The following is an 18,597-nucleotide window of genomic DNA, read 5'->3' on the forward strand; positions in this document are numbered from 1 at the left end:
TCGCTCCCCATAATTCATCTCCTGAGTCGCCCAGGTGGCGGAATTGGTAGACGCACTAGTTTCAGGTACTAGCGGGTAAAACCGTGGAGGTTCGAGTCCTCTCCTGGGCACCACGACTCAAGATGATCAAACCCGCGAAAGCGGGTTTTTTCGTTTCCGGGGTCTGGGAATTCACGCCCCGAGATCCACCCATGCGTGGCGTGGATCCACCAAAAGAAAAACCCCGCCTTGCGGCGGGGTTTCTGCGTTTCAACAGCAATGAACGATCAGTGCCCGCCACCGGCGGCAGCACCTGCACCCGCGCCGAACGGCGGCTTGGCCAGCCACAGGAACGTGATGATCGCCAGGAAGATCCAGCCCAGCAGGAAGAAGATGTCGTTGAAGCCCATCTGCGATGCCTGGTGGTTGATCATGTTGTTCAGTACCGCTGCACCGTGTTGCAGGTCGCCCTGCCCCATCGCCGTCACCTGGTCCTGCATGCCGGGCTGATAGGCCGAGATGTGCTCGGTCAGGTCGGCATGGTGCACCTGGGTACGCCGCGCCCACAGCCACGTCGTCAGTGACGCCGCGAAGCTGCCACCCAGCGTACGCAGGAACGTGGCCAGGCCGGAGCCCGCCGCGATCTCGCGCCCATCCAGGTCCGACAGCAGGATCTGCAGCACCGGCATGAAGAACAGCGCGACGCCGATGCCCATGATCAGCTGCACGCCGGCCACGTGCATGTAGTCCACCTGCAGGTTGAAGTTCGAACGCAGGAAGCTGGTCATCGACAGCACGATGAAGGCCACCGTGGCCAGCATGCGCATGTCGAAGCGCGATGCGTACTTGCCGACGAATGGCGTCATGATCACCGGCAGGATGCCGATCGGCGCGGTCGCCAGGCCTGCCCAGATCGCGGTGTAGCCCATGTCACGCTGCAGCCACTGCGGGATCAGCAGCGCCACGCTGAAGAACGCCGCGTAGGCCACCACCATCGCCAGCGTGCCGGCGCGGAAGTTGCGGTGCCGGAACAGCTTCAGGTCGACGATCGGATCCTTGTCGGTCAGCTCCCAGATCAGGAACACCGTCAGCGTCACCACCGCCACGCAGGCCAGCACCACGATCTTCATCGACGAGAACCAGTCCTCGTCGTTGCCCAGGTCGAGCACCAGCTGCAGGGCACCGACACCGATCACCAGGGTGACCAGGCCGACGTAGTCCATCTTCGGCTTCTCGATCTGCTCCGGGCGTCCCTTCAGCTGGTTGCCCACCACCAGCGCGGCGAAGATGCCCAGTGGCACGTTGATCAGGAAGATCCATTCCCAGCTGTAGTTGTCGGTGATCCAACCACCGAGGATCGGACCGCAGATGGGCGCCACCACCGTGATCATCGCCAGCAGCGCCAATGCCTGTCCGCGTTTCTCGCGCGGATAGATCGAGACCAGCAGCGACTGCGTGATCGGGTACATCGGGCCGGCCACGAAACCCTGCAGCGCACGCGACAGCACCAGCATGCCCATGCTCTGCGCCAGGCCGCACAGCAGCGAGGTGATGACGAAGGCCAGCGTGGCCCAGACGAACAGCTTGCGCTCGCCGAAGCGACGGCTGAGCCAGCCGGTCAGCGGCAGCGCGATGGCCGTGCTGACCGCGAACGAAGTGATGACCCAGGTCGCCTGCTGCGAGCTGGCGCCGAGATTACCGGCGATGGTCGGCAGTGAAACGTTGGCGATGGTGGTGTCGAGCACCTGCATGAACGACGCCATCGCCAGGCCCACGGTGCACAGGGCGACGCTGGGTGGCAGGAACCCGGAGGCCGCACCCGGCGCCGCCGGTGCACCCGGAGCGCCGGGTGCGGCTGGAGCTTGTGCGGACATGGCGACCTCAGCCCACCTTTGCCTGTTGCTGCGGCAGGTTGCCCTGGATGATCGTGTGGATCACCTCATCGGCATCATGCAGCTGCTTGGCATATACGTCGGTGTCGAACACGGTGCCCTTGGCCGGGGTGCTCGGCAGTACTTCACCCTTCTGGTCGCGCAGGCTCACTTCGGCCTTCATCGACAGGCCGATGCGCAGCGGGTGTTCGGCCAGCTGCTTGGCATCGATGGCGATGCGCACCGGCACGCGCTGCACGATCTTGATCCAGTTGCCGCTGGCGTTCTGCGCCGGCAACAGCGAGAACGCCGAGCCGGTACCCAGGCCCAGGCTCTGGATGCGGCCCTTGTACTTCACGTCACCGGCATACAGGTCCGACTTCAGCTCCACTTCCTGGCCCAGGCGCATATGGCGCAGCTGGGTTTCCTTGAAGTTGGCCTCGACCCACATCTGCTCGGTCGGCACCACGGCCATCAGTGCATTGCCCGGCTGCACGCGCTGGCCCACCTGCACCGAACGACGGGCAACGTAGCCGGTGACCGGCGCGACGATGCCGGCGCGGGCGTTGTTGAGGAAGGCCTGGCGCAGCTGCGCGGCGGCGGCCTGCACGTCCGGCTGGGTGGCGATCACGGTGTCGTCGACCAGCGCGCGGTTGCGCTCGACGGTCTCGCGCGAACCGGCAACGGCCGCTTCGGCCGCAGCCAGCTCGTCGCGGGCGTGGGCCAGTTCTTCGTTGGAAATGGCGCCAGTGGCGGCCAGATCCTTGCGGCGGGCGAAGTCCTCGCGCACGCGCTTCAGGGTCACCTGGCGGGCGTTCAGGTCCGCCTGCGCGCCTTCCACGCTGCGGTACAGGCCACGGGTCTGGCGCACGGTCTTGGCCAGGTTGGCTTCGGCCTGCTGCAGCGCCACCGAAGTGTCGGACGGGTCCAGCTGCACCAGCAGCTGGCCGCGCTCCACGCGCATGCCGTCATCGGCATTGATGGCGACCACGGTACCGGCCACCAGCGGGGTGATCTGCACCTGGTTGCCCTGCACGTAGGCATCGTCGGTCTCTTCGAACCAACGGCCGAACATGAAGTACCACAGCGCCAGGGCGGCAAGCAGCAGCACGACGATCACGAACAGGCCGCGCAGCAGGTTGCCGCGGCGGTTGGGGGCGGCCGGGGCCGCGGTGTCTTGGGTCTGGCTCATGGCGGGCGTCTTCAGGAATGCGAGGAATCGGAATGGGAGGCGATCGGTGCGCGGTCGGTGTCGGCGGGCTGGAAACCACCGCCCAGCGCCTTGCTCAGGCGCACCGAGGTCTGCACCTGCTGCGACTGCAGGCCGGCCAGCTGCTGCTGCGACTGCAGCAGGGTGGACTGCGCGGTCAGCACGTCCAGGTAGCTGCCGATGCCGGCGCGGTAGCGCTGCTGGGCCAGGTCGAAGGCCGAGCGTGCGGTGTCCACTGCCTGCTGCTGCGCGTGCGCCTGCTGCGCCAGCGAGCGCACCGCGTTGACCTGGTCGGCGACGTCGCGCAGTGCATCGAGCACGGCCTGGTTGTAGTTGGCCACCGCCAGGTCGTACTGCGCGTCGGTGTTGGCCAGGTTGGCGCGCAGCTTGCCGCCTTCGAAGATCGGCAGGCTCAACGCCGGGCCGATGTAGGCGAAGGTCGAGCTGCTCTTCAGCAGGTCACCCACGTTCGGGGCGGCCACGCCGGCCAGCGCGGTCAGGTTGAAGCTCGGGTAGAACTTGGTCTTGGCGACCTTGATCTGCTTGTCGGCCGCTTCCACGCGCCAGCGCGCAGCCACGATGTCGGGGCGACGGCCGAGCAGTTCGCTGGGCAGTACGCCCGGCAGCTGCAGTGCCATCGGGTTCAACGGCTGCGGGCGCTGGATCGACAGGCCACGGTCCGGCCCCTTGCCGACCAGTGCAGCCAGCGCGGTGCGGGCGGCGTCGATGCGCTGCTGCGCGGCCAGCACCTGCTGCTGCGCGGCCGGCACGCGGGCCTCGGCCTGGCGCACCTGCAGATCGCTGTCGATGCCGGCGCTGCGGCGCTGGCGGGTCAGCTGCAGCGATTTCTGCGAGCGGGTCAGTTCTTCCTCGGCCACGTCGTTGAGCTGCCACGCGTAGGCCAGGTCGGCATAGGCCTGGGCAATGCCGGTGGACAGGTTCAGGCGTGCGGCCTGGGCTTCAACGGTGGCGGCATGCGCGCCATCCACGGCGGCTTCCCAGGCAGCGCGCTTGCCGCCCCACAGGTCCACGCCGTAGCTGAAATCGAAGGCGACCTGGCTGCTGCCGCCATAGCGGCCGCCCATCTCGCTGCCGACCATCGACTCGGGCAGGCGCAGGCCGGTGTAGCCGCCGGACACCGACAGGCTGGGCAGCTCGTCGGCGCGCGCGGTACCGACCTGGGCCTGGGCCTGGCGCAGGCGCGCGTCGGCGGCGTCCAGGCTCGGATGACCGGCCAGGCCTTCGGCGACCAGTGCGTCCAGCTGCGCATCGCCCAGTGCCTTCCACCAGTCCTGCGCCGGGAAGCCGGCGGCGCTCAGGTCGGTGTCAGCCAGGGTGCGTTCGCTGTGCAGGCTGTCCACGTCAAGCACGTGGCCCTGCGGGTTGAGGCCACGACTGCTGGCGCAGGCGGCCAGGGCCAGCGCCAGCGCTGACACCAGCAGCGCGCGCCCGGACCGGCGGAGAGTGGAATGCGGGATCGGGTTCATGGGGTCGTCAGTGAATCGCGGATTCGGGTAAGGAGGGACAGCAGCAGCGTGCGCTCGTCGGCGGAAAGATCACGCAGCGCGTAATCCATCACCGCGTCGCCGCGCAGCTTCAGCCGCGCCCACAACGCACGGCCTTCGTCGGTCAGCACGATCTGCAGTGCCCGCCGGTCCTGCGCATGCGCCTCGCGGCGGACGCAGCCCAGCGCCTCCAGCTTGTCCAGCAGGCGGGTGACCGCGCTGGGCACCTGGTCGATGGCCTGGGCCAGTTCGTTGGCGGTGCAGGGCGCCATGTGGGAAAGCACCTTCAACCCGATGTAATGGGTGAAGCCGATTCCCAGATCTTCTTCCGCCATGGACGCGTCGAGTTGGCGCACCAGGCCGTCGCGCACCTGGCGCAGCAGCAGGCCGAAGCTGGGGGGAGTGGTTGCAGGACAGATCATGGGGGAGCATTCTCTTCCAAAAAAAATATTTCTCAATGGAAATATTCGATCTGGCATCGAATGCTGTGTTGCAGCAGCGGGCTCGATCAGTGAAGGCGCCTACCTTAATGATCTGGTCAGGTGGCCCGGTAGTACAATCCAGCCAATGGATGTCACATTTCAGCCAGCGGACATGATGAACAAGGCAGAAATTCAGGTTCCCAAACGCCTACTCAGAGATGAGGCACTGGACTGGTTCGAGCGCAACGACGGCCCGCCGGTCATCGCCTTCCGCTTCGACAGCCAGCAGGGCCTGGCCCGCGAGGTCGACTGGCACCACCACCAGCGTGCCCAGTTGATCTGCGTCGAACGCGGCCTGCTGACCACCCGCACCTCGCATGGCACGTGGTCGCTGGCGCCGGGCTCGGCCGGCTGGATGCCGCCGCTGGAACCGCACACCGTCACCCTCGACGGCCCGTTGCGCGGCTGGGGCATGGCACTGGCTGCACCGGCCTGCGCCACCCTGCCCGCCGATCCCTGCGTGCTGGGCCTGTCCAAGCTGGCGCAGGCGCTGGCCGACCGCATCTGCGAATGGCCGCTCGGCCATGACACCACGCCCGAGCGCCAGCACATCATCGACGTGCTGCTGGACGAGATCCGCACCGCGCCGCGCCAGCGCATGCACCTGCCGATGCCGCACGACCGGCGCCTGCTGAAGATCGCCTCGCAGTTGCTGGCCGACCCCTCCGACGAACGCAGCCTGGCCGAATGGGCGCATTGGGCCGGTCTGTCACCGCGCAGCCTGACCCGTCACTTCCGCGACGAGACCACGCTCAGCTTCGCCCAGTGGCGGCAGCAGGCGCGCCTGTCAGAGGCCCTGCGCCAGCTGACCGACGGCCGCAGCGTGGCCGACATCGCCCACGCGCTGGGCTTCAGCAGCGCCAGCGCGTTCGTTACCGTGTTCCGCCGCCACTTCGGGCTGCCGCCCGGTCGCTACCTGGCACGGGCCGGGCACGGCCTGGAAACCGGGCTGGACCCTGCGCGCGGCTTGGCATCCCCCGCCGCATCCGGATAATCACAGGATTGCGAGCGGCGACCGCCGTCGCCGCCTCCCGACAACAGGTAACAACGCCGCATGACCGAACTTGCCCGCCCCGTGTTCCACGGATTCGAACAACTGCCGCTGCGCGAGTACGCCGAACGCGCCTACCTCGACTACTCGATGTATGTGGTCCTGGACCGCGCCCTGCCGTTCATCGGCGACGGCCTGAAGCCGGTGCAGCGCCGCATCATCTATTCGATGAGCGAGCTGGGCCTGAATGCCGCGTCCAAACCGAAGAAGTCCGCGCGCACCGTCGGTGACGTCATCGGTAAGTACCACCCGCACGGCGACAGCGCGTGCTACGAGGCCCTGGTGCTGATGGCACAGCCGTTCTCGTACCGCTATCCGCTGATCGAGGGCCAGGGCAACTTCGGCTCCAGCGACGACCCGAAGTCGTTCGCGGCGATGCGTTACACCGAATCCAAGCTGACCCCGATCGCCGAAGTGCTGCTGGGCGAACTGGGCCAGGGCACCACCGACTGGGCACCGAACTTCGACGGCACCCTGCAGGAGCCGACCTGGATGCCGGCACGGCTGCCGCACCTGCTGCTCAACGGCACCACCGGCATCGCCGTGGGCATGGCCACCGACGTGCCGCCGCACAATCTCAACGAGATCGTCAGCGCACTGCTGCACCTGCTGGACAACCCCGATGCCAGCGTGCGCGACCTGTGCGAGCACGTGCAGGGCCCGGACTATCCGTCCAGCGCCGAGATCATCACCTCGGCCAACGACCTGCGGAACATCTACGAGACCGGCAACGGCAGCGTGCGTGCACGTGCGACCTTCACCAAGGAGGCCAGCAACATCGTGGTGACGGCGCTGCCGTTCCAGGTGTCGCCGTCGAAGGTGATCGAGCAGATCGCCGCGCAGATGCGCGCCAAGAAGCTGCCGTGGCTGGAAGACATCCGCGATGAATCCGACCACGCCAACCCGGTGCGCGTGGTGCTGGTGCCACGTTCCAACCGCGTCGACGCCGACCAGCTGATGGGCCACCTGTTCGCGACCACGGACCTGGAGCGCAGCTACCGCGTCAACCTCAACGTGATCGGGCTGGACGGCCGTCCGCAGGTGAAGAACCTGAAGATGCTGCTCAGCGAATGGCTGACCTTCCGCAGCAACACCGTCACCCGCCGCCTGCAGCACCGCCTGCAGAAGGTCGAGCGCCGCCTGCACCTGCTGGAAGGCCTGCTGGTCGCCTTCCTCAACTTGGACGAGGTGATCCACATCATCCGTACCGAGGACGAACCGAAGGCCGCGCTGATCGCGCGCTTCGGCCTGTCCGAGGAACAGGCCGAGTACATCCTGGAAACCAAGCTGAAGCAGCTGGCCCGCCTGGAAGAGATGAAGATCCGTGGCGAGCAGGACGAGCTGGCCAAGGAGCGCGAGAAGATCCTCGGCATCCTCGACAGCAAGGCCAAGCTGAAGAAGCTGATCCGCGACGAACTGACCGCCGACGCCAGGAAGTTCGGCGACGCACGCCGCTCGCCGCTGGTGCAGCGCCAGGCCGCGCAGGCCATCGACGAGACCGAGCTGGTGCCGAGCGAGCCGATGACCGTGGTGCTGTCGGAGAAGGGCTGGATCCGAGCGGCCAAGGGCCACGACGTCGATGCGTCCGCCCTGTCCTACCGCGACGGCGACGCCCTGCAGGGCGCAGTGCGTGCGCGCAGCACCCAGCAGGTCGCGTTCCTCGACAGCGAAGGCCGCGCCTACTCGACGCCGGTGCATACCCTGCCCTCCGCGCGTGGCAATGGCGAACCGCTGACCGGCCGCTTCTCGCCGGCTCCCGGTACCAGCTTCGTGACCTTGGCCAGTGCCGAGCCGGATGCCCGCTTCGTGCTGGCCTCCAGTCATGGCTATGGCTTCGTCACCCGCTTCGAGAACCTGATCGGCCGCAACAAGGCCGGCAAGGCGATGCTGAACCTGTCGTCCGGCTCGTCGGTGCTCACCCCGTCGATGGTCGCCAACGTGGCCACCGACCGCATCGTGGCGGTGACCAGCTCCGGCAACCTGCTGGCGATCGCCGCCAACGACCTGCCGGAACTGGACAAGGGCAAGGGCAACAAGATCATCGAGATCCCGAAGGCCAAGCTCGCCACCGAACGCGTGGTCGCCATCGTGGCGATCAGTCCGGGGCAGACCCTGCAGGTGCGCAGCGGCCAGCGCACCATGGGCCTGAAGTTCAACGAGCTCGACGCCTACCTCGGCGCCCGTGCCACCCGCGGCCACCTGCTGCCGCGCGGCTGGCAGAAGGTGGAAGGGCTGTCGGTGGAATAAGAGGTACGGGGTCGGATCCCTTTTCATGGGAAAGGGCTCTGACCCCAGGCACGAAAAAGCCGGGGCATTCCCCGGCTTTTTCGTTGTCGGCTGGCGGGCGGTGGAGCAGCTGGCTGGCGAAGGCTGGCTGGCGGTGCTCCGGTGCTGGCGGGCGACAGAACGCTGTGCTGCTGGTGGAGCCGACCGCTGGTCGGCTGCTTTTGGCTCCTGGTAGAGCCGACCGCTGGTCGGCTGCTTTCTGCAGAGCAGCCGACCAGCGGTCGGCTCTACCGGAAGGCAGCCGAGCATTGGCTCGGCTCTACAAAAACGATGCCCGCTCAGTGCGCCGGGGCGCCGTTGCCGTCGATCTTGCTCAGCTGGTACAGCTCCAGGCCGATGCGCTTGATCAGGCCCAGCTGCTGCTCCAGCCACCAGGCGTGGTCTTCCTCGGTGTCCTTCAGCTGCGCCAGCAGGATGTCGCGGCTCACGTAATCGCCCTTCTCCTCGCACAGCTTCATGCCGGCGGCGAGATTGTTCCGAACGGCGTATTCAGTATCGAGATCCTTCTGCAGCATCTCCTCCACGGTCTTGCCCGGCTCGGTGGCATGCGGGCGCATGTCCGGGTCGCCACCCAGGAACAGGATCCGGCGCAGCAGCGCATCGGCATGCTGGGTTTCCTCTTCCATCTCGTGGTTCAGGCGCTCGTACAGCGCGAACAGGCCCTGGTCCTCGTAGCGGCGGGAATGGATGAAGTACTGGTCGCGCGCAGCAAGCTCGCCGCGCAGCAGTTCCTTCAGGCAGGCGATGACGTCCGGGTTGCCTTTCATGGGGGGCTCCTGTGAATCGATGCGGCATAGGGTGCCGCATTTCAAAATACGGTGATCTAATCGGAATCAGTCGCAGTTGCGCCTGCGGCTACAATCGGCCCACGAGTTCGGAAAGGACGTGCGATGCGACGTACATGGCGTTGGGTGCTGGGCGCGTTGATCGCCATCGTGCTGGTCACCGCACTGGTGCTGTGGCTGCTGCTGCGCGGCAGCCTGGCCGACCTGGACGGCGAGCATGCGCTGCCGGGGCTGGCCAAGCCGGTCACCATCGAGCGCGATGGGCTGGGCGTGGTCACCATCACTGCCGGCAGCCAGGCCGACGCGATGCGTGCGCTCGGCCGCGTACACGCGCAGGAACGTTATTTCGAGATGGACCTGATGCGCCGCAGTGCCGCTGGCGAGCTGTCGGCGCTGTTCGGGCCGAAGGCCATCGACGCCGACAAGCGCATGCGCGTGCACCGGCTGCGTGCACGCACCGAGGCGAATCTGCAGGCCGCACTGGGCGACAACGGCACGGCCGTGCGCGCCTACGTGGATGGCGTCAACGAAGGCCTGGCCGATCTCTCCGTGCGCCCGTGGGCCTACCTGCTGCTGCGGCAATCACCACAACCGTGGCAGGCCAGCGACAGCGTGCTGACCGGGCTGGCCATGTATGCCGACCTGCAGGACCCCGGCAACCAGACCGAGCTTGCGCTCAGCCGCATCCGCGCAGTGGTGCCGCCGGCGCTGTACGCGCTGATCGCCCATGACGGCACCGAATGGGATGCGCCGCTGTTTGGCGAACCCACCGGCAACGCCGCCCTGCCCGATGCCAGCCAGCTGGACCTGCGCACATTGAAGGGAAAAACGGGCACTGAGCAGGAAGAGGGCGACGTCATCGGCAGCAACAACTTCGCGGTGGCCGGCGCGCTTACCGCCGACGGCCGCGCCATCGTTGCCGACGACATGCACCTGGGCCTGCGTGCACCCGGCCTGTGGTTCCGCGTGCGCCTGCGCTACCCCGACCCGCAGGCCGCCGGCGGCCAGGTCGATGTCACCGGCTTCTCCCTGCCGGGCCTGCCGGCGGTGATCGTCGGCAGCAACGGGCACGTCGCCTGGGGCTTCACCAACAGCTACATCGACACGGCGGACTATCGCACGGAACCGGCCAGCGCCGCCGTGACCGTGCACGAAGAGCGCATCGCCGTGGCCGGCCAGGCCGACGTGCTGTTCGCGGTGCGCGAAACCGACTGGGGGCCGATCCTGCATACCCATGCCGATGGCAGTGGCGACGCCCTGCGCTGGGTCGCACACCTGCCCGGTGCCGTACGCCTGGATTTCGCTGACCTAGCCCGCGCCGGTGACCTCGACGGTGCACTGCACTTCGCCGACCGTGTCGGCATCCCCGCACAGAACCTGGTGGTCGGTGATCGCAGCGGGCGCATTGCCTGGCGCCTGATCGGCGCTCGCCCGGACCGCGGCCCCGGCTGTGCACCGGCCGGCTTCAATGCCGCCAGCAACCAGGGCTGCGCGCCGTGGCCGATCCGCAGCGATGCCTCGCCGGCATTGATCGATCCCCCCAACCATCGCCTGTGGACCGCCAATGGACGCGTCCTCGACGGCGAGGCACTCGCCAGCGTCGGCAACGGCGGCTATGACCTGGGTGCGCGGGCGCGGCAGATCCGCGACCTGCTGGCAATCCAGGAGCGCTTCGACGAGCACGACCTGCTGGCGATCCAGCTCGACGACCGCGCGGTGTTCCTGCAGCGCTGGTGGGCTCTGCTGCACGACGTCATCGAACGCAGTGACGACCCTGCGCTGAAGCGTTTGAAGGAGGCCAGCCATCAATGGGGCGGGCGCGCCTCGGCCAGTTCGGTCAGCTACCGGGTGGTGCGTGAATTCCGCACGCAGGTCATGGCCACGCTGTCCGATGCACTGCTGGCCCCGGCCAACGCGCAGCTGGGCGATGCCTACCTGGACCCACGCCTGGCACAGCTGGAAGGCGTGGCCTGGCCGATGCTGGAACAGCGCCCGGCCAACCTGCTGCCACCGGCCTTCGACAGCTGGGATGCGCTGCTGATCGACGCCGCCCGCCGTACCGAGGGTGAGCTGGCCAAGCAGGGGCCGCTGGCCAAGCGCAGCTGGGGTGAACGCAATACCGCGGCGATCTGCCACCCCATCGCACGGGCGCTGCCGGACATCGCCAAGCGCTGGCTGTGCATGCCCGCCGACCGCCTGCCCGGCGACCGGGACATGCCGCGCGTGCAGACGCCGAACTTCGGCGCCTCCGAGCGCATGGTGGTCTCGCCCGGCCACGAGGCCGACGGCATCGTGCACATGCCCGGCGGCCAGAGCGGCCATCCGCTGTCACCGTACTGGGGTGCCGGCCACGAGGACTGGGTGCATGGGCGCCCGACACCGTTCCTGCCGGGCAAGACGCAGCACGTGATGACACTGGTGCCAGCGCGGTAGTGCCGGCCGCTGGCCGGCATCCATGCAGGTGTGTCCAGCATCATCAGGTTGCCGGCCAGCGGCCGGCACTACCGTTCAACGTTCAGGCCCTGCGCCGTTCGATCAGGTTCAGCAGCGGCCCGGTCATCGCCGTGGTCACCAGCGCCATGATCACCAGCACCGCGAACAGGCGGTCACCGAGCAGGCCCAGCTCATACCCCAGGTTGAGCACGATCAGCTCCATCAGGCCGCGGGTGTTCATCAGCGCGCCCAGCCGCCACGCTTCGCGCGTGGGCATGCCGGCACTGCGCGCGGCACTGAAGGTGCCCAGCAGCTTGCCCGTCGTGGCCAACGCGATCACCACCACGCACAGCACGATGTCGCTGGCCTGCAGCGCATCGGCGCGCATGCGCAGCCCGGTCATGGCGAAGAACAACGGCAGCAGCAGCGTGACCGCGAACGGCTCGACACGGGCCATCAGCAGGTCACGCAGCTGCGCGTTGGACGATACCGCGACACCCGCAGCGAACGCGCCGAACAGCGCGTGGATGCCCAGCATCTCGGTGACCAGCGCACTGCCCAGCGACAGCAGCAGGATGCCGAGCAGCCAGCGCCCCTCACGGCCCGGCGCAATCTGCCGGCGCGCGAACCACGGCTTCACCAGCCCCAGCATCAGCGCCACGAACGCGACCACGCACACCAGGTTGATGCTGGCCGGCAACCAGCCGCTGGCCTGGGCGGCAGCCACGATCAGCGCCAGCAGGCACCACGCGGTGGCATCGCCCAAGGCAGCGCAGGCGATCGCGGTCTGCCCCAGCGGCGTCTGTGTGATCCCGCGGTCGGCCAGGATGCGCAGCAGCACGGGGAAGGCCGTGATGCTCATCGAGATGCCTACGAAAAGTGCGAATGCGGTGAAGCCCACACCCTGTGGGCCATGCTGCGGATACAGCCAGATCGCCAAGGCGACGCCGAGCACGAACGGCACTGCAATGCCGGCATGGCTGACGGTAAAGGCGAAACGCCGACGGCCACGCAGCGCCGCCAGGTCCAGTTCGGCACCGGCCACCAGCAGGAACATCAGCACGCCCAGCTGGCTGAGCATGCCCAGCGGGCCCAGCGAACTGGCCGGGAACAGCGCACCATGCAGCTGCGGCAGCAGGCTGCCAAGCACCAGCGGCCCCATCATCAGGCCAGCGGCCATTTCGCCGATCACCGCCGGCTGTCCCATGCGCTTGAGCAGCGCCCCCGCGCCCTTGGCCACCAGCAGCAGTACCAGCAGCTGCAGCAGGAACAGGCCCAGCGGAGACGCCAGATGCTGCACCCAGCCGCCTTCGGCGGCGACGGAGGCACGGGCAACCGCCTCGGGCGCCGCCGGCCCGGCATACCGCGCCAGCAGCACGCCAGCCAGCAACGGAACCCCGGCCCACGCCAGGTAGCGCCATCCCCATTTCGTGGGCGGCGCGTTGCCGCCTGCCTGTACGTCCATGAACATTCCCCAATGCGCAGGGGGCGATCATACAAAAAGGGGACGGAGGGGATTAAGGCGTTAATGGCACAAACGACTTAATCCCCTCCGTCCCCTTTTGGGGGTGCTCAGGCCAGTGCCTGCTCGTGCACGCCGGCGATCGCGCGACCGGAGGGATCTGCCGCCGCGGCGAAGCTGGCGTCCCAGGCGATGGCCGCGGGCGACGAACAGGCGATCGACTTGCCTCCCGGCACGGTCTCGGCCGCTGCCCGGCTCGGGAAGAACTGCTCGAACAGGTGGCGGTAGTAGTACGCCTCCTTGGTCTGCGGCGGGTTGTGCGGGAAGCGCTTGTCGGCGGCCGCCAGTACACGGTCGCTCACCTGCGCCTCGGCATGTGCCTTCAGCCCATCGATCCAGCCATAGCCCACGCCATCGCTGAACTGTTCCTTCTGCCGCCACAGGATGCTGTCCGGCAAGTAGCCATCGAACGCCTCGCGCAGCACCGCCTTCTCGATGCGGCGGCCACCAAAGCCGGCACCGACCATCTTGTGCGCGGCATCGAAGCGCATCGCCACATCGAGGAACTCACGGTCGAGGAACGGCACGCGCGGCTCCACGCCCCAGGCCATCATCGACTTGTTGGCGCGCAGGCAGTCGTAGTTGTGCAGGGCGTCGAGCTTGCGTACCAGCTCGTCGTGGAATTCACGCGCATCCGGTGCCTTGTGGAAGTACAGGTAGCCACCGAAGATCTCGTCGCTGCCCTCGCCGGAGAGCACCATTTTCACGCCCATCGCCTTGATCCGCCGCGCCAGCAGGAACATCGGCGTCGATGCGCGGATGGTGGTGACGTCGTAGGTCTCGATGTGGCGGATCACCTCCGGCAGCGCATCGAGGCCTTCCTCGAACGTGTACTCGAAACCGTGATGCACGGTGCCCAGCGCTTCGGCGGCGATCGCTGCGGCGGCCAGATCGGGCGAGCCCTTCAAGCCGATCGCGAACGAGTGCAGGCGCGGCCACCAGGCTTCGGTCTGTCCCCCATCCTCGATGCGACGACGTGCATAGCGCGCGGCCACCGCCGCCACCAGCGACGAGTCCAGGCCACCGGACAGCAGCACGCCATAAGGCACATCGCTCATCAGCTGGCGCTCCACCGCATGCTCGAACGCCTGGCGCAGTTCAGCCAGATCGGCCTGGCGGCCCTGCACGTCGGCGTAGTCGCGCCACGGTTGCTGGTAGTAGCGCACCAGCTCACCGCTGGCACTGTCGAAATAGTGGCCCGGCGGGAACTGCGCGACATCGGCACAGGTATCGACCAGCGCCTTCATTTCCGAGGCCACGCGCAAGCGCCCCTGGGCATCGTGGCCCCAGTACAGCGGCACCACGCCCACCGGGTCGCGCGCCACCAGCACGCGTCCACTGTCACGGTCCCACAGCGCGAAGGCGAAGATGCCGTTGAGCTGTTCCAGCCACTGCGCCGGCGCGCCGCCCTGGCGGTAGAGCGCGTTGATCACCTCGCAGTCCGAGCCGGTCTGGAAGTCGTAGGTGGTGGTCAGCGCCGCCTTCAACGCCTGGTGGTTGTAGATCTCGCCGTTCACCGCCAGCGCCAGCTGGCCATCGGCCGACAGCAGCGGCTGCGAACCACCGACCGGATCGACGATGGCCAGCCGTTCATGGACCAGCAGCGCACCTTCGTCGAGGTACACGCCGCTCCAGTCCGGGCCACGGTGGCGCTGGCGTTGCGACAGTTCCAGCGCGTGCCGGCGCAGGGCGGGAAGATCGTCACCGGCCTGCAGGCCGAAGATTCCGAAGATCGAACACATGGGGGAGCTCCTGTTGGGGATTTCACGGGTGGGAGGGTGTTCGACCGGCCATCCAGGCCCGGGTGGGACTACGCCCGGGCACAAAAAAACCCGCATCGACCGATGCGGGTTTTCTGGTGTCCGGGCGTGTGTTGCTGTCTATCTACCCAGGGCGCAGTCCCGCATCGGCCGCGCACGATTATTCGCGCGCAGATTATTGCGGTTGTTGTTATTGACGGCGGTGGCCAGGCGGATCGACATGGCATTGACCCTACCCCGCTTTCCGGCATGGTGCAACCGTTGCGTTGGCAACCACTCCCCGGCGCGCATAATGGCCGGCCGTGAAACGTGTAATGGAAATGCAACACCGCACTGGACGCAACGCGGCGCTGGCCGCCCTGTTCTGCCTGGGCCTGGCCGCCTGCCAGACCCTGGCCCCACCCTCGCCCCTGCCGCCGGCCCAGCTGCAGGGCCTGGAGCAACACGGCACCGACGGCAGCTTCGAGGGTGCCTTCGATACCGCGGAAACCTTCGAACGCTTCAACGATCCGCGCGCCATCGCCTACTACGAGCGTGCCGCCGCGGTCACACCCTGGACCTTCCACAACACCAAGGCGGAAGAAGCACTGGGCAGGATCTGGATCTCCGGCACGCTGCGGCATGCCGACAGCCCCCACATCAATCCGGCGCCGGTGCTGCGTGCGTCCTGGCGACGCGGAGAACGCGCCTACCTGGCGGCGGCCTACCACGGCAATCCCTATGCGTTCTACGAACTCGCCAAGGCCTATCGTCAGCGAGGCGACGCGCAACAGGCGCTGCGCTCGGACCTGCGCGGAATGATCTACGAGCGCTACCCGAGTTCATCGTCACGGCTACCGGATGCGGTGGCCGCACAGGATGGCACCGTGCATCCACTGGTTGCGCAGATCCAGCGCCGCGCCGAGCGTGGCGATGCCGAAGCGCAGGTAGACCTGGGCGCGCTGCTGGAAAAGGGCATGGGACTGCCGCGCGATCCCGCACGTGCGCTGCAGCTGTACCAGCGTGCCGGCGAGAAGGGCAATGTGTTCGGCCAGTACTTCGCCGGACTGCTGCTGGGCCGCGGTGCACCGGGCGTGGAGAAGGACACCGACGCAGCCGCACGCTGGTTCGCCCGGGCCGAGGCGCAGCACTTCTACATGGCGGCGCCGAGCTACTGGGAAAAAGCGGTCGAGCCGCCGTTCTTCATTTTTTCTGAGTAGAGCCGAGCCACGCTCGGCTGGGCATTCCCTGCAGAAGCAGCCGAGCATGGCTCGGCTCTACAGGAAAGCAATGCCGGCGAAAGGCGTGCCGACCAACGGTCGGCACCCAGCGTCGCAGGTTCACGCCAGCAGCCGCTCCACCAGCCGCTGGTACAGCCCCGGCAATGCCTCCAGATCGGCCACGCGCACGTTCTCGTCCACTTGGTGGATGCTGGCGTTGACCGGCCCCACTTCGATGCACTGCGCGCCCAAGGGCGCGATGAAGCGGGCATCGGAGGTGCCGCCGCCGGTGCTTTCTTCCGGTGCACGGCCGATGTGCTCGGCCAGCACCGCACGCGCGGTGGCGCGCAGCGTGCCCTCCGGGGTGTAGAACGGCTCGCCGCTGCGGTGCCACTTCAGCGTGTACTGCAGGCCATGCCGTTCCAGCAGCGCGGTGATCTCCGCTTCCAGCTTCGGTGCATCCCAGTGCGGGTTGTAGCGGATGTTGAAATCCACCTCGAGCTCGCCGGGAATCACGTTGTTGGCACCGGTACCGGCATGGATGTTGGAGACCTGCAGGCTGGTCGGCGGGAAACTTTCGTAGCCGTCATCCCAGCGCCGCGCACTCAGCTCGGCCAGGGCCGGCGCCGCCTGGTGGATCGGGTTGCGTGCCTTCTCCGGATACGCCACGTGGCCCTGCACGCCCTGCACGCGCAGCTTGGCCGACAGGCTGCCGCGACGCCCCACGCGCAGCAGGTCACCCAGCGTCGCAGTCGAAGACGGCTCGCCGGTGATGCACCAGTCGATGCGCTGGCCGCGTTCGGCGAACAGGCGTGCGACGTGGCGCACGCCATCGATGGCGTCGCCTTCCTCGTCGCTGGTCAGCAGCACCGCCAGCGTGCCGGGATGATCAGGATGCGCGGCAACGAACTGCTCGGCGGCCACCACGAACGCCGCCACGCTGCCCTTCATGTCGGCGGTGCCACGGCCGTACAGCACGCCGTCACGGATCTGCGGCATGAACGGGTCGCTGGCCCAGGCCTCACGCGGGCCCGTCGGCACCACGTCGGTATGGCCCAGCAGCACCAGTACCGGCGCGCCCTGGCCGTGGGTCGCCCACAGGTTGTCGACCTCACCCAGCCGCAGGTGATCGCACTGGAACCCGGCCTGCTTCAGGCGTGCCGCCAGCAGCGCCTGGCAACCGGCATCATCGGGCGTCACCGAGGGCCGCGCGATCAGCTCGCAGGTCAGGTCGAGCACCGCGCTCATGCGTCACCCACGCCGAAGCGGGCCTTGAAGCCGTTGTCGCTGAAGCCCTGGCTGACCGTGCCATCGGCCGTGACCACCAGCGGGCGCTTGATCAGCTGCGGGTACTCGCGCAGCAGCAGCTTCCATTCGGCCTCGGAATCGGCGGCCTTGCGGTTGTCCGGCAGCTGCCGCCAGGTGGTGGAGGACCTGTTGACCATCGCGGCCAGGCCCCCCAGCTGCGCGGCCCACGCCAACAGCATTTCCGGGCTGGGTTTGTTGTCGCGGTAGTCGACGAAGGTGTACGGCACGCCGAAGCGGTCCAGCCACCTGGTCGCCTTCTTGCAGGTATCGCAGTTCTTCAAACCGTAGACAGTGGTGCTCATGGCCATCTGTGATGCTGGAAAACAGACGGCCAGAATCTCACAACAGGCGCTCGGACACGACCCGGAAAGGTACCCTTGGCAGCTGGAAGGCCAGCCCCTCGTGCAGCGCCACGCCCATCGCCTGCAGGCGCGGGCACTGCTGTTCGCCTTCCAGCTGCAGCGGTTGCAGCTGCGCGATGTCCACCGGCAGGGCAATGCGGGTGCTGGCCCAGCGCTGGTCGCAGGTGCGGGCGATGGCCTCGTCCTGGCAGGTCAGCAAGCGCAGCAGGGCCTGGTGGCCGCCGAAGGCCGCCGCCCACCCGGCATCGTCCCAGCCCGCAGCGCCCTGCCACTGCAGGTGCAGCGCCGGCGCACTGCCCTGCCCGCCCTCGATCAGGGTGTACCCACCGCCATCGGCGCGCACCACGTGCGCGAAGCGCACCGACAGATGCGGCTGCATGGCATCGCTGAAAGCGCGCGCGCCGGCGACGAAGGCCAGCTGGTCCATCACGTTGCGATCAAACAGCACCACCGGCGTCCCGTCCCGATCGTCGTCACGACGCAGGTACCAGCGCCAGTTGCTCTGCCTGGGAGACGGCATCAGCGAGCGCAGCGGCCCGGCCAGCGCGGGCCCGAAGTGGCCGTGCCGGTAGCTGAGGATGGTGTAGGGCGTGCGTCCGGCATGGACCACGTAGTGATGGCCTGGTGGTGGCATCGGCGCTTGGCGTACGTCGACCCACCAGCTCACGTAGACCACGTCGCGCACATCGCTTACCAGCGCCGGCATCGGCCAGCGCCGCGACAGCGCGCGGCGCAGCCGGGTCCAGCGTGGAGCGTGCAGCAGGCGCGGCAGCATCCGCCCGAACAGGGTGTCGGACGGATGCTGGTAGATCGCGGACTGCGCCAGATCCTCCGGCGCCGTCAT

14 protein-coding genes and 1 tRNA gene are annotated in these 18,597 nt (G+C 67.8%); 5 read left to right on the top strand and 10 right to left on the bottom strand.

Going from position 1 to position 18,597, the window contains the following annotated elements; all coding sequences use genetic code 11:
* Positions 1 to 28 precede the first annotated feature (28 nt).
* Positions 29 to 113, top strand: a tRNA-Leu gene (locus E5790_RS02600).
* Positions 114 to 266: 153 nt separating this feature from the next.
* Here E5790_RS02600 and emrB read toward each other — a convergent pair.
* From emrB to emrR, 4 genes are read right to left on the bottom strand one after another with little or no spacing between them, the layout of a single operon-like run.
* Positions 267 to 1,853 carry a multidrug efflux MFS transporter permease subunit EmrB gene (emrB, locus tag E5790_RS02605; RefSeq protein WP_005408769.1) on the bottom strand — a complete coding sequence of 529 codons (1,587 nt, stop codon included), beginning with the start codon at positions 1,851 to 1,853 and terminating at the stop codon, positions 267 to 269.
* A 7-nt stretch (positions 1,854 to 1,860) separates the two neighbouring features.
* Complete coding sequence (gene emrA / locus E5790_RS02610) at positions 1,861 to 3,042, bottom strand: multidrug efflux MFS transporter periplasmic adaptor subunit EmrA (RefSeq protein ID WP_032956867.1); 1,182 nt, start codon at positions 3,040 to 3,042, stop codon at positions 1,861 to 1,863.
* Between the two features lie 11 nt (positions 3,043 to 3,053).
* Positions 3,054 to 4,547: a multidrug efflux transporter outer membrane subunit EmrC gene (gene emrC / locus E5790_RS02615; RefSeq protein ID WP_111206657.1), complete on the bottom strand. Its 1,494-nt coding sequence runs from the start codon at positions 4,545 to 4,547 to the stop codon at positions 3,054 to 3,056.
* Entirely contained in the window at positions 4,544 to 4,987 is a 444-nt protein-coding gene (emrR, locus tag E5790_RS02620; protein WP_014646521.1) for a multidrug efflux system transcriptional regulator EmrR, read from the bottom strand. The genes emrC and emrR overlap by 4 nt, the downstream gene beginning before the upstream one ends.
* A 172-nt stretch (positions 4,988 to 5,159) precedes the next feature.
* Here emrR and E5790_RS02625 point away from each other — a divergent pair, with 172 nt between their 5' ends.
* The gene (locus tag E5790_RS02625) at positions 5,160 to 6,041 is read left to right on the top strand and encodes a helix-turn-helix transcriptional regulator (RefSeq protein ID WP_046429737.1); all 882 of its coding nucleotides are present in this window, start codon (positions 5,160 to 5,162) and stop codon (positions 6,039 to 6,041) included.
* 60 nt (positions 6,042 to 6,101) lie between these two features.
* Positions 6,102 to 8,345: a DNA topoisomerase IV subunit A gene (gene parC / locus E5790_RS02630; RefSeq protein WP_049403834.1), complete on the top strand. Its 2,244-nt coding sequence runs from the start codon at positions 6,102 to 6,104 to the stop codon at positions 8,343 to 8,345.
* Between the two features lie 317 nt (positions 8,346 to 8,662).
* Here the strand turns inward: parC and bfr are convergent, their stop codons facing one another.
* Positions 8,663 to 9,151, bottom strand: coding sequence for a bacterioferritin (gene bfr, locus E5790_RS02635; RefSeq protein ID WP_005408763.1), 489 nt, complete (start codon positions 9,149 to 9,151; stop codon positions 8,663 to 8,665).
* 123 nt (positions 9,152 to 9,274) lie between these two features.
* Here bfr and E5790_RS02640 point away from each other — a divergent pair, with 123 nt between their 5' ends.
* The gene (locus E5790_RS02640) at positions 9,275 to 11,602 is read left to right on the top strand and encodes a penicillin acylase family protein (protein ID WP_111206655.1); all 2,328 of its coding nucleotides are present in this window, start codon (positions 9,275 to 9,277) and stop codon (positions 11,600 to 11,602) included.
* 82 nt (positions 11,603 to 11,684) lie between these two features.
* On the opposite strand, the gene E5790_RS02645 is transcribed toward E5790_RS02640, so the two are convergent.
* Together E5790_RS02645 and asnB are read right to left on the bottom strand one after the other, a co-directional pair.
* Positions 11,685 to 13,073, bottom strand: a complete 1,389-nt coding sequence (locus tag E5790_RS02645; protein WP_111206653.1) for a cation:proton antiporter — start codon at positions 13,071 to 13,073, stop codon at positions 11,685 to 11,687.
* Between the two features lie 101 nt (positions 13,074 to 13,174).
* On the bottom strand, positions 13,175 to 14,866 hold the full coding sequence (asnB, locus tag E5790_RS02650) for an asparagine synthase B (RefSeq protein WP_111206651.1): 1,692 nt from the start codon (positions 14,864 to 14,866) through the stop codon (positions 13,175 to 13,177).
* Positions 14,867 to 15,204: 338 nt separating this feature from the next.
* Between asnB and E5790_RS02655 the strand changes: the two genes are divergently transcribed.
* On the top strand, positions 15,205 to 16,083 hold the full coding sequence (locus tag E5790_RS02655) for an SEL1-like repeat protein (protein WP_111206659.1): 879 nt from the start codon (positions 15,205 to 15,207) through the stop codon (positions 16,081 to 16,083).
* Positions 16,084 to 16,203: 120 nt separating this feature from the next.
* On the opposite strand, the gene dapE is transcribed toward E5790_RS02655, so the two are convergent.
* The 3 genes from dapE to E5790_RS02670 are packed head-to-tail and all read right to left on the bottom strand — an operon-like array spanning position 16,204 to position 18,597.
* Complete coding sequence (gene dapE, locus E5790_RS02660; RefSeq protein WP_069117346.1) at positions 16,204 to 17,331, bottom strand: succinyl-diaminopimelate desuccinylase; 1,128 nt, start codon at positions 17,329 to 17,331, stop codon at positions 16,204 to 16,206.
* Entirely contained in the window at positions 17,328 to 17,699 is a 372-nt protein-coding gene (locus tag E5790_RS02665) for an arsenate reductase (RefSeq protein ID WP_014646513.1), read from the bottom strand. The genes dapE and E5790_RS02665 overlap by 4 nt, the downstream gene beginning before the upstream one ends.
* 31 nt (positions 17,700 to 17,730) lie before the next feature.
* Positions 17,731 to 18,597 carry a hypothetical protein gene (locus E5790_RS02670; RefSeq protein ID WP_014646512.1) on the bottom strand — a complete coding sequence of 289 codons (867 nt, stop codon included), beginning with the start codon at positions 18,595 to 18,597 and terminating at the stop codon, positions 17,731 to 17,733.

The organism is Stenotrophomonas sp. PAMC25021, from assembly GCF_004795795.1.
Classification (GTDB): Bacteria; Pseudomonadota; Gammaproteobacteria; order Xanthomonadales; family Xanthomonadaceae; genus Stenotrophomonas; species Stenotrophomonas muris.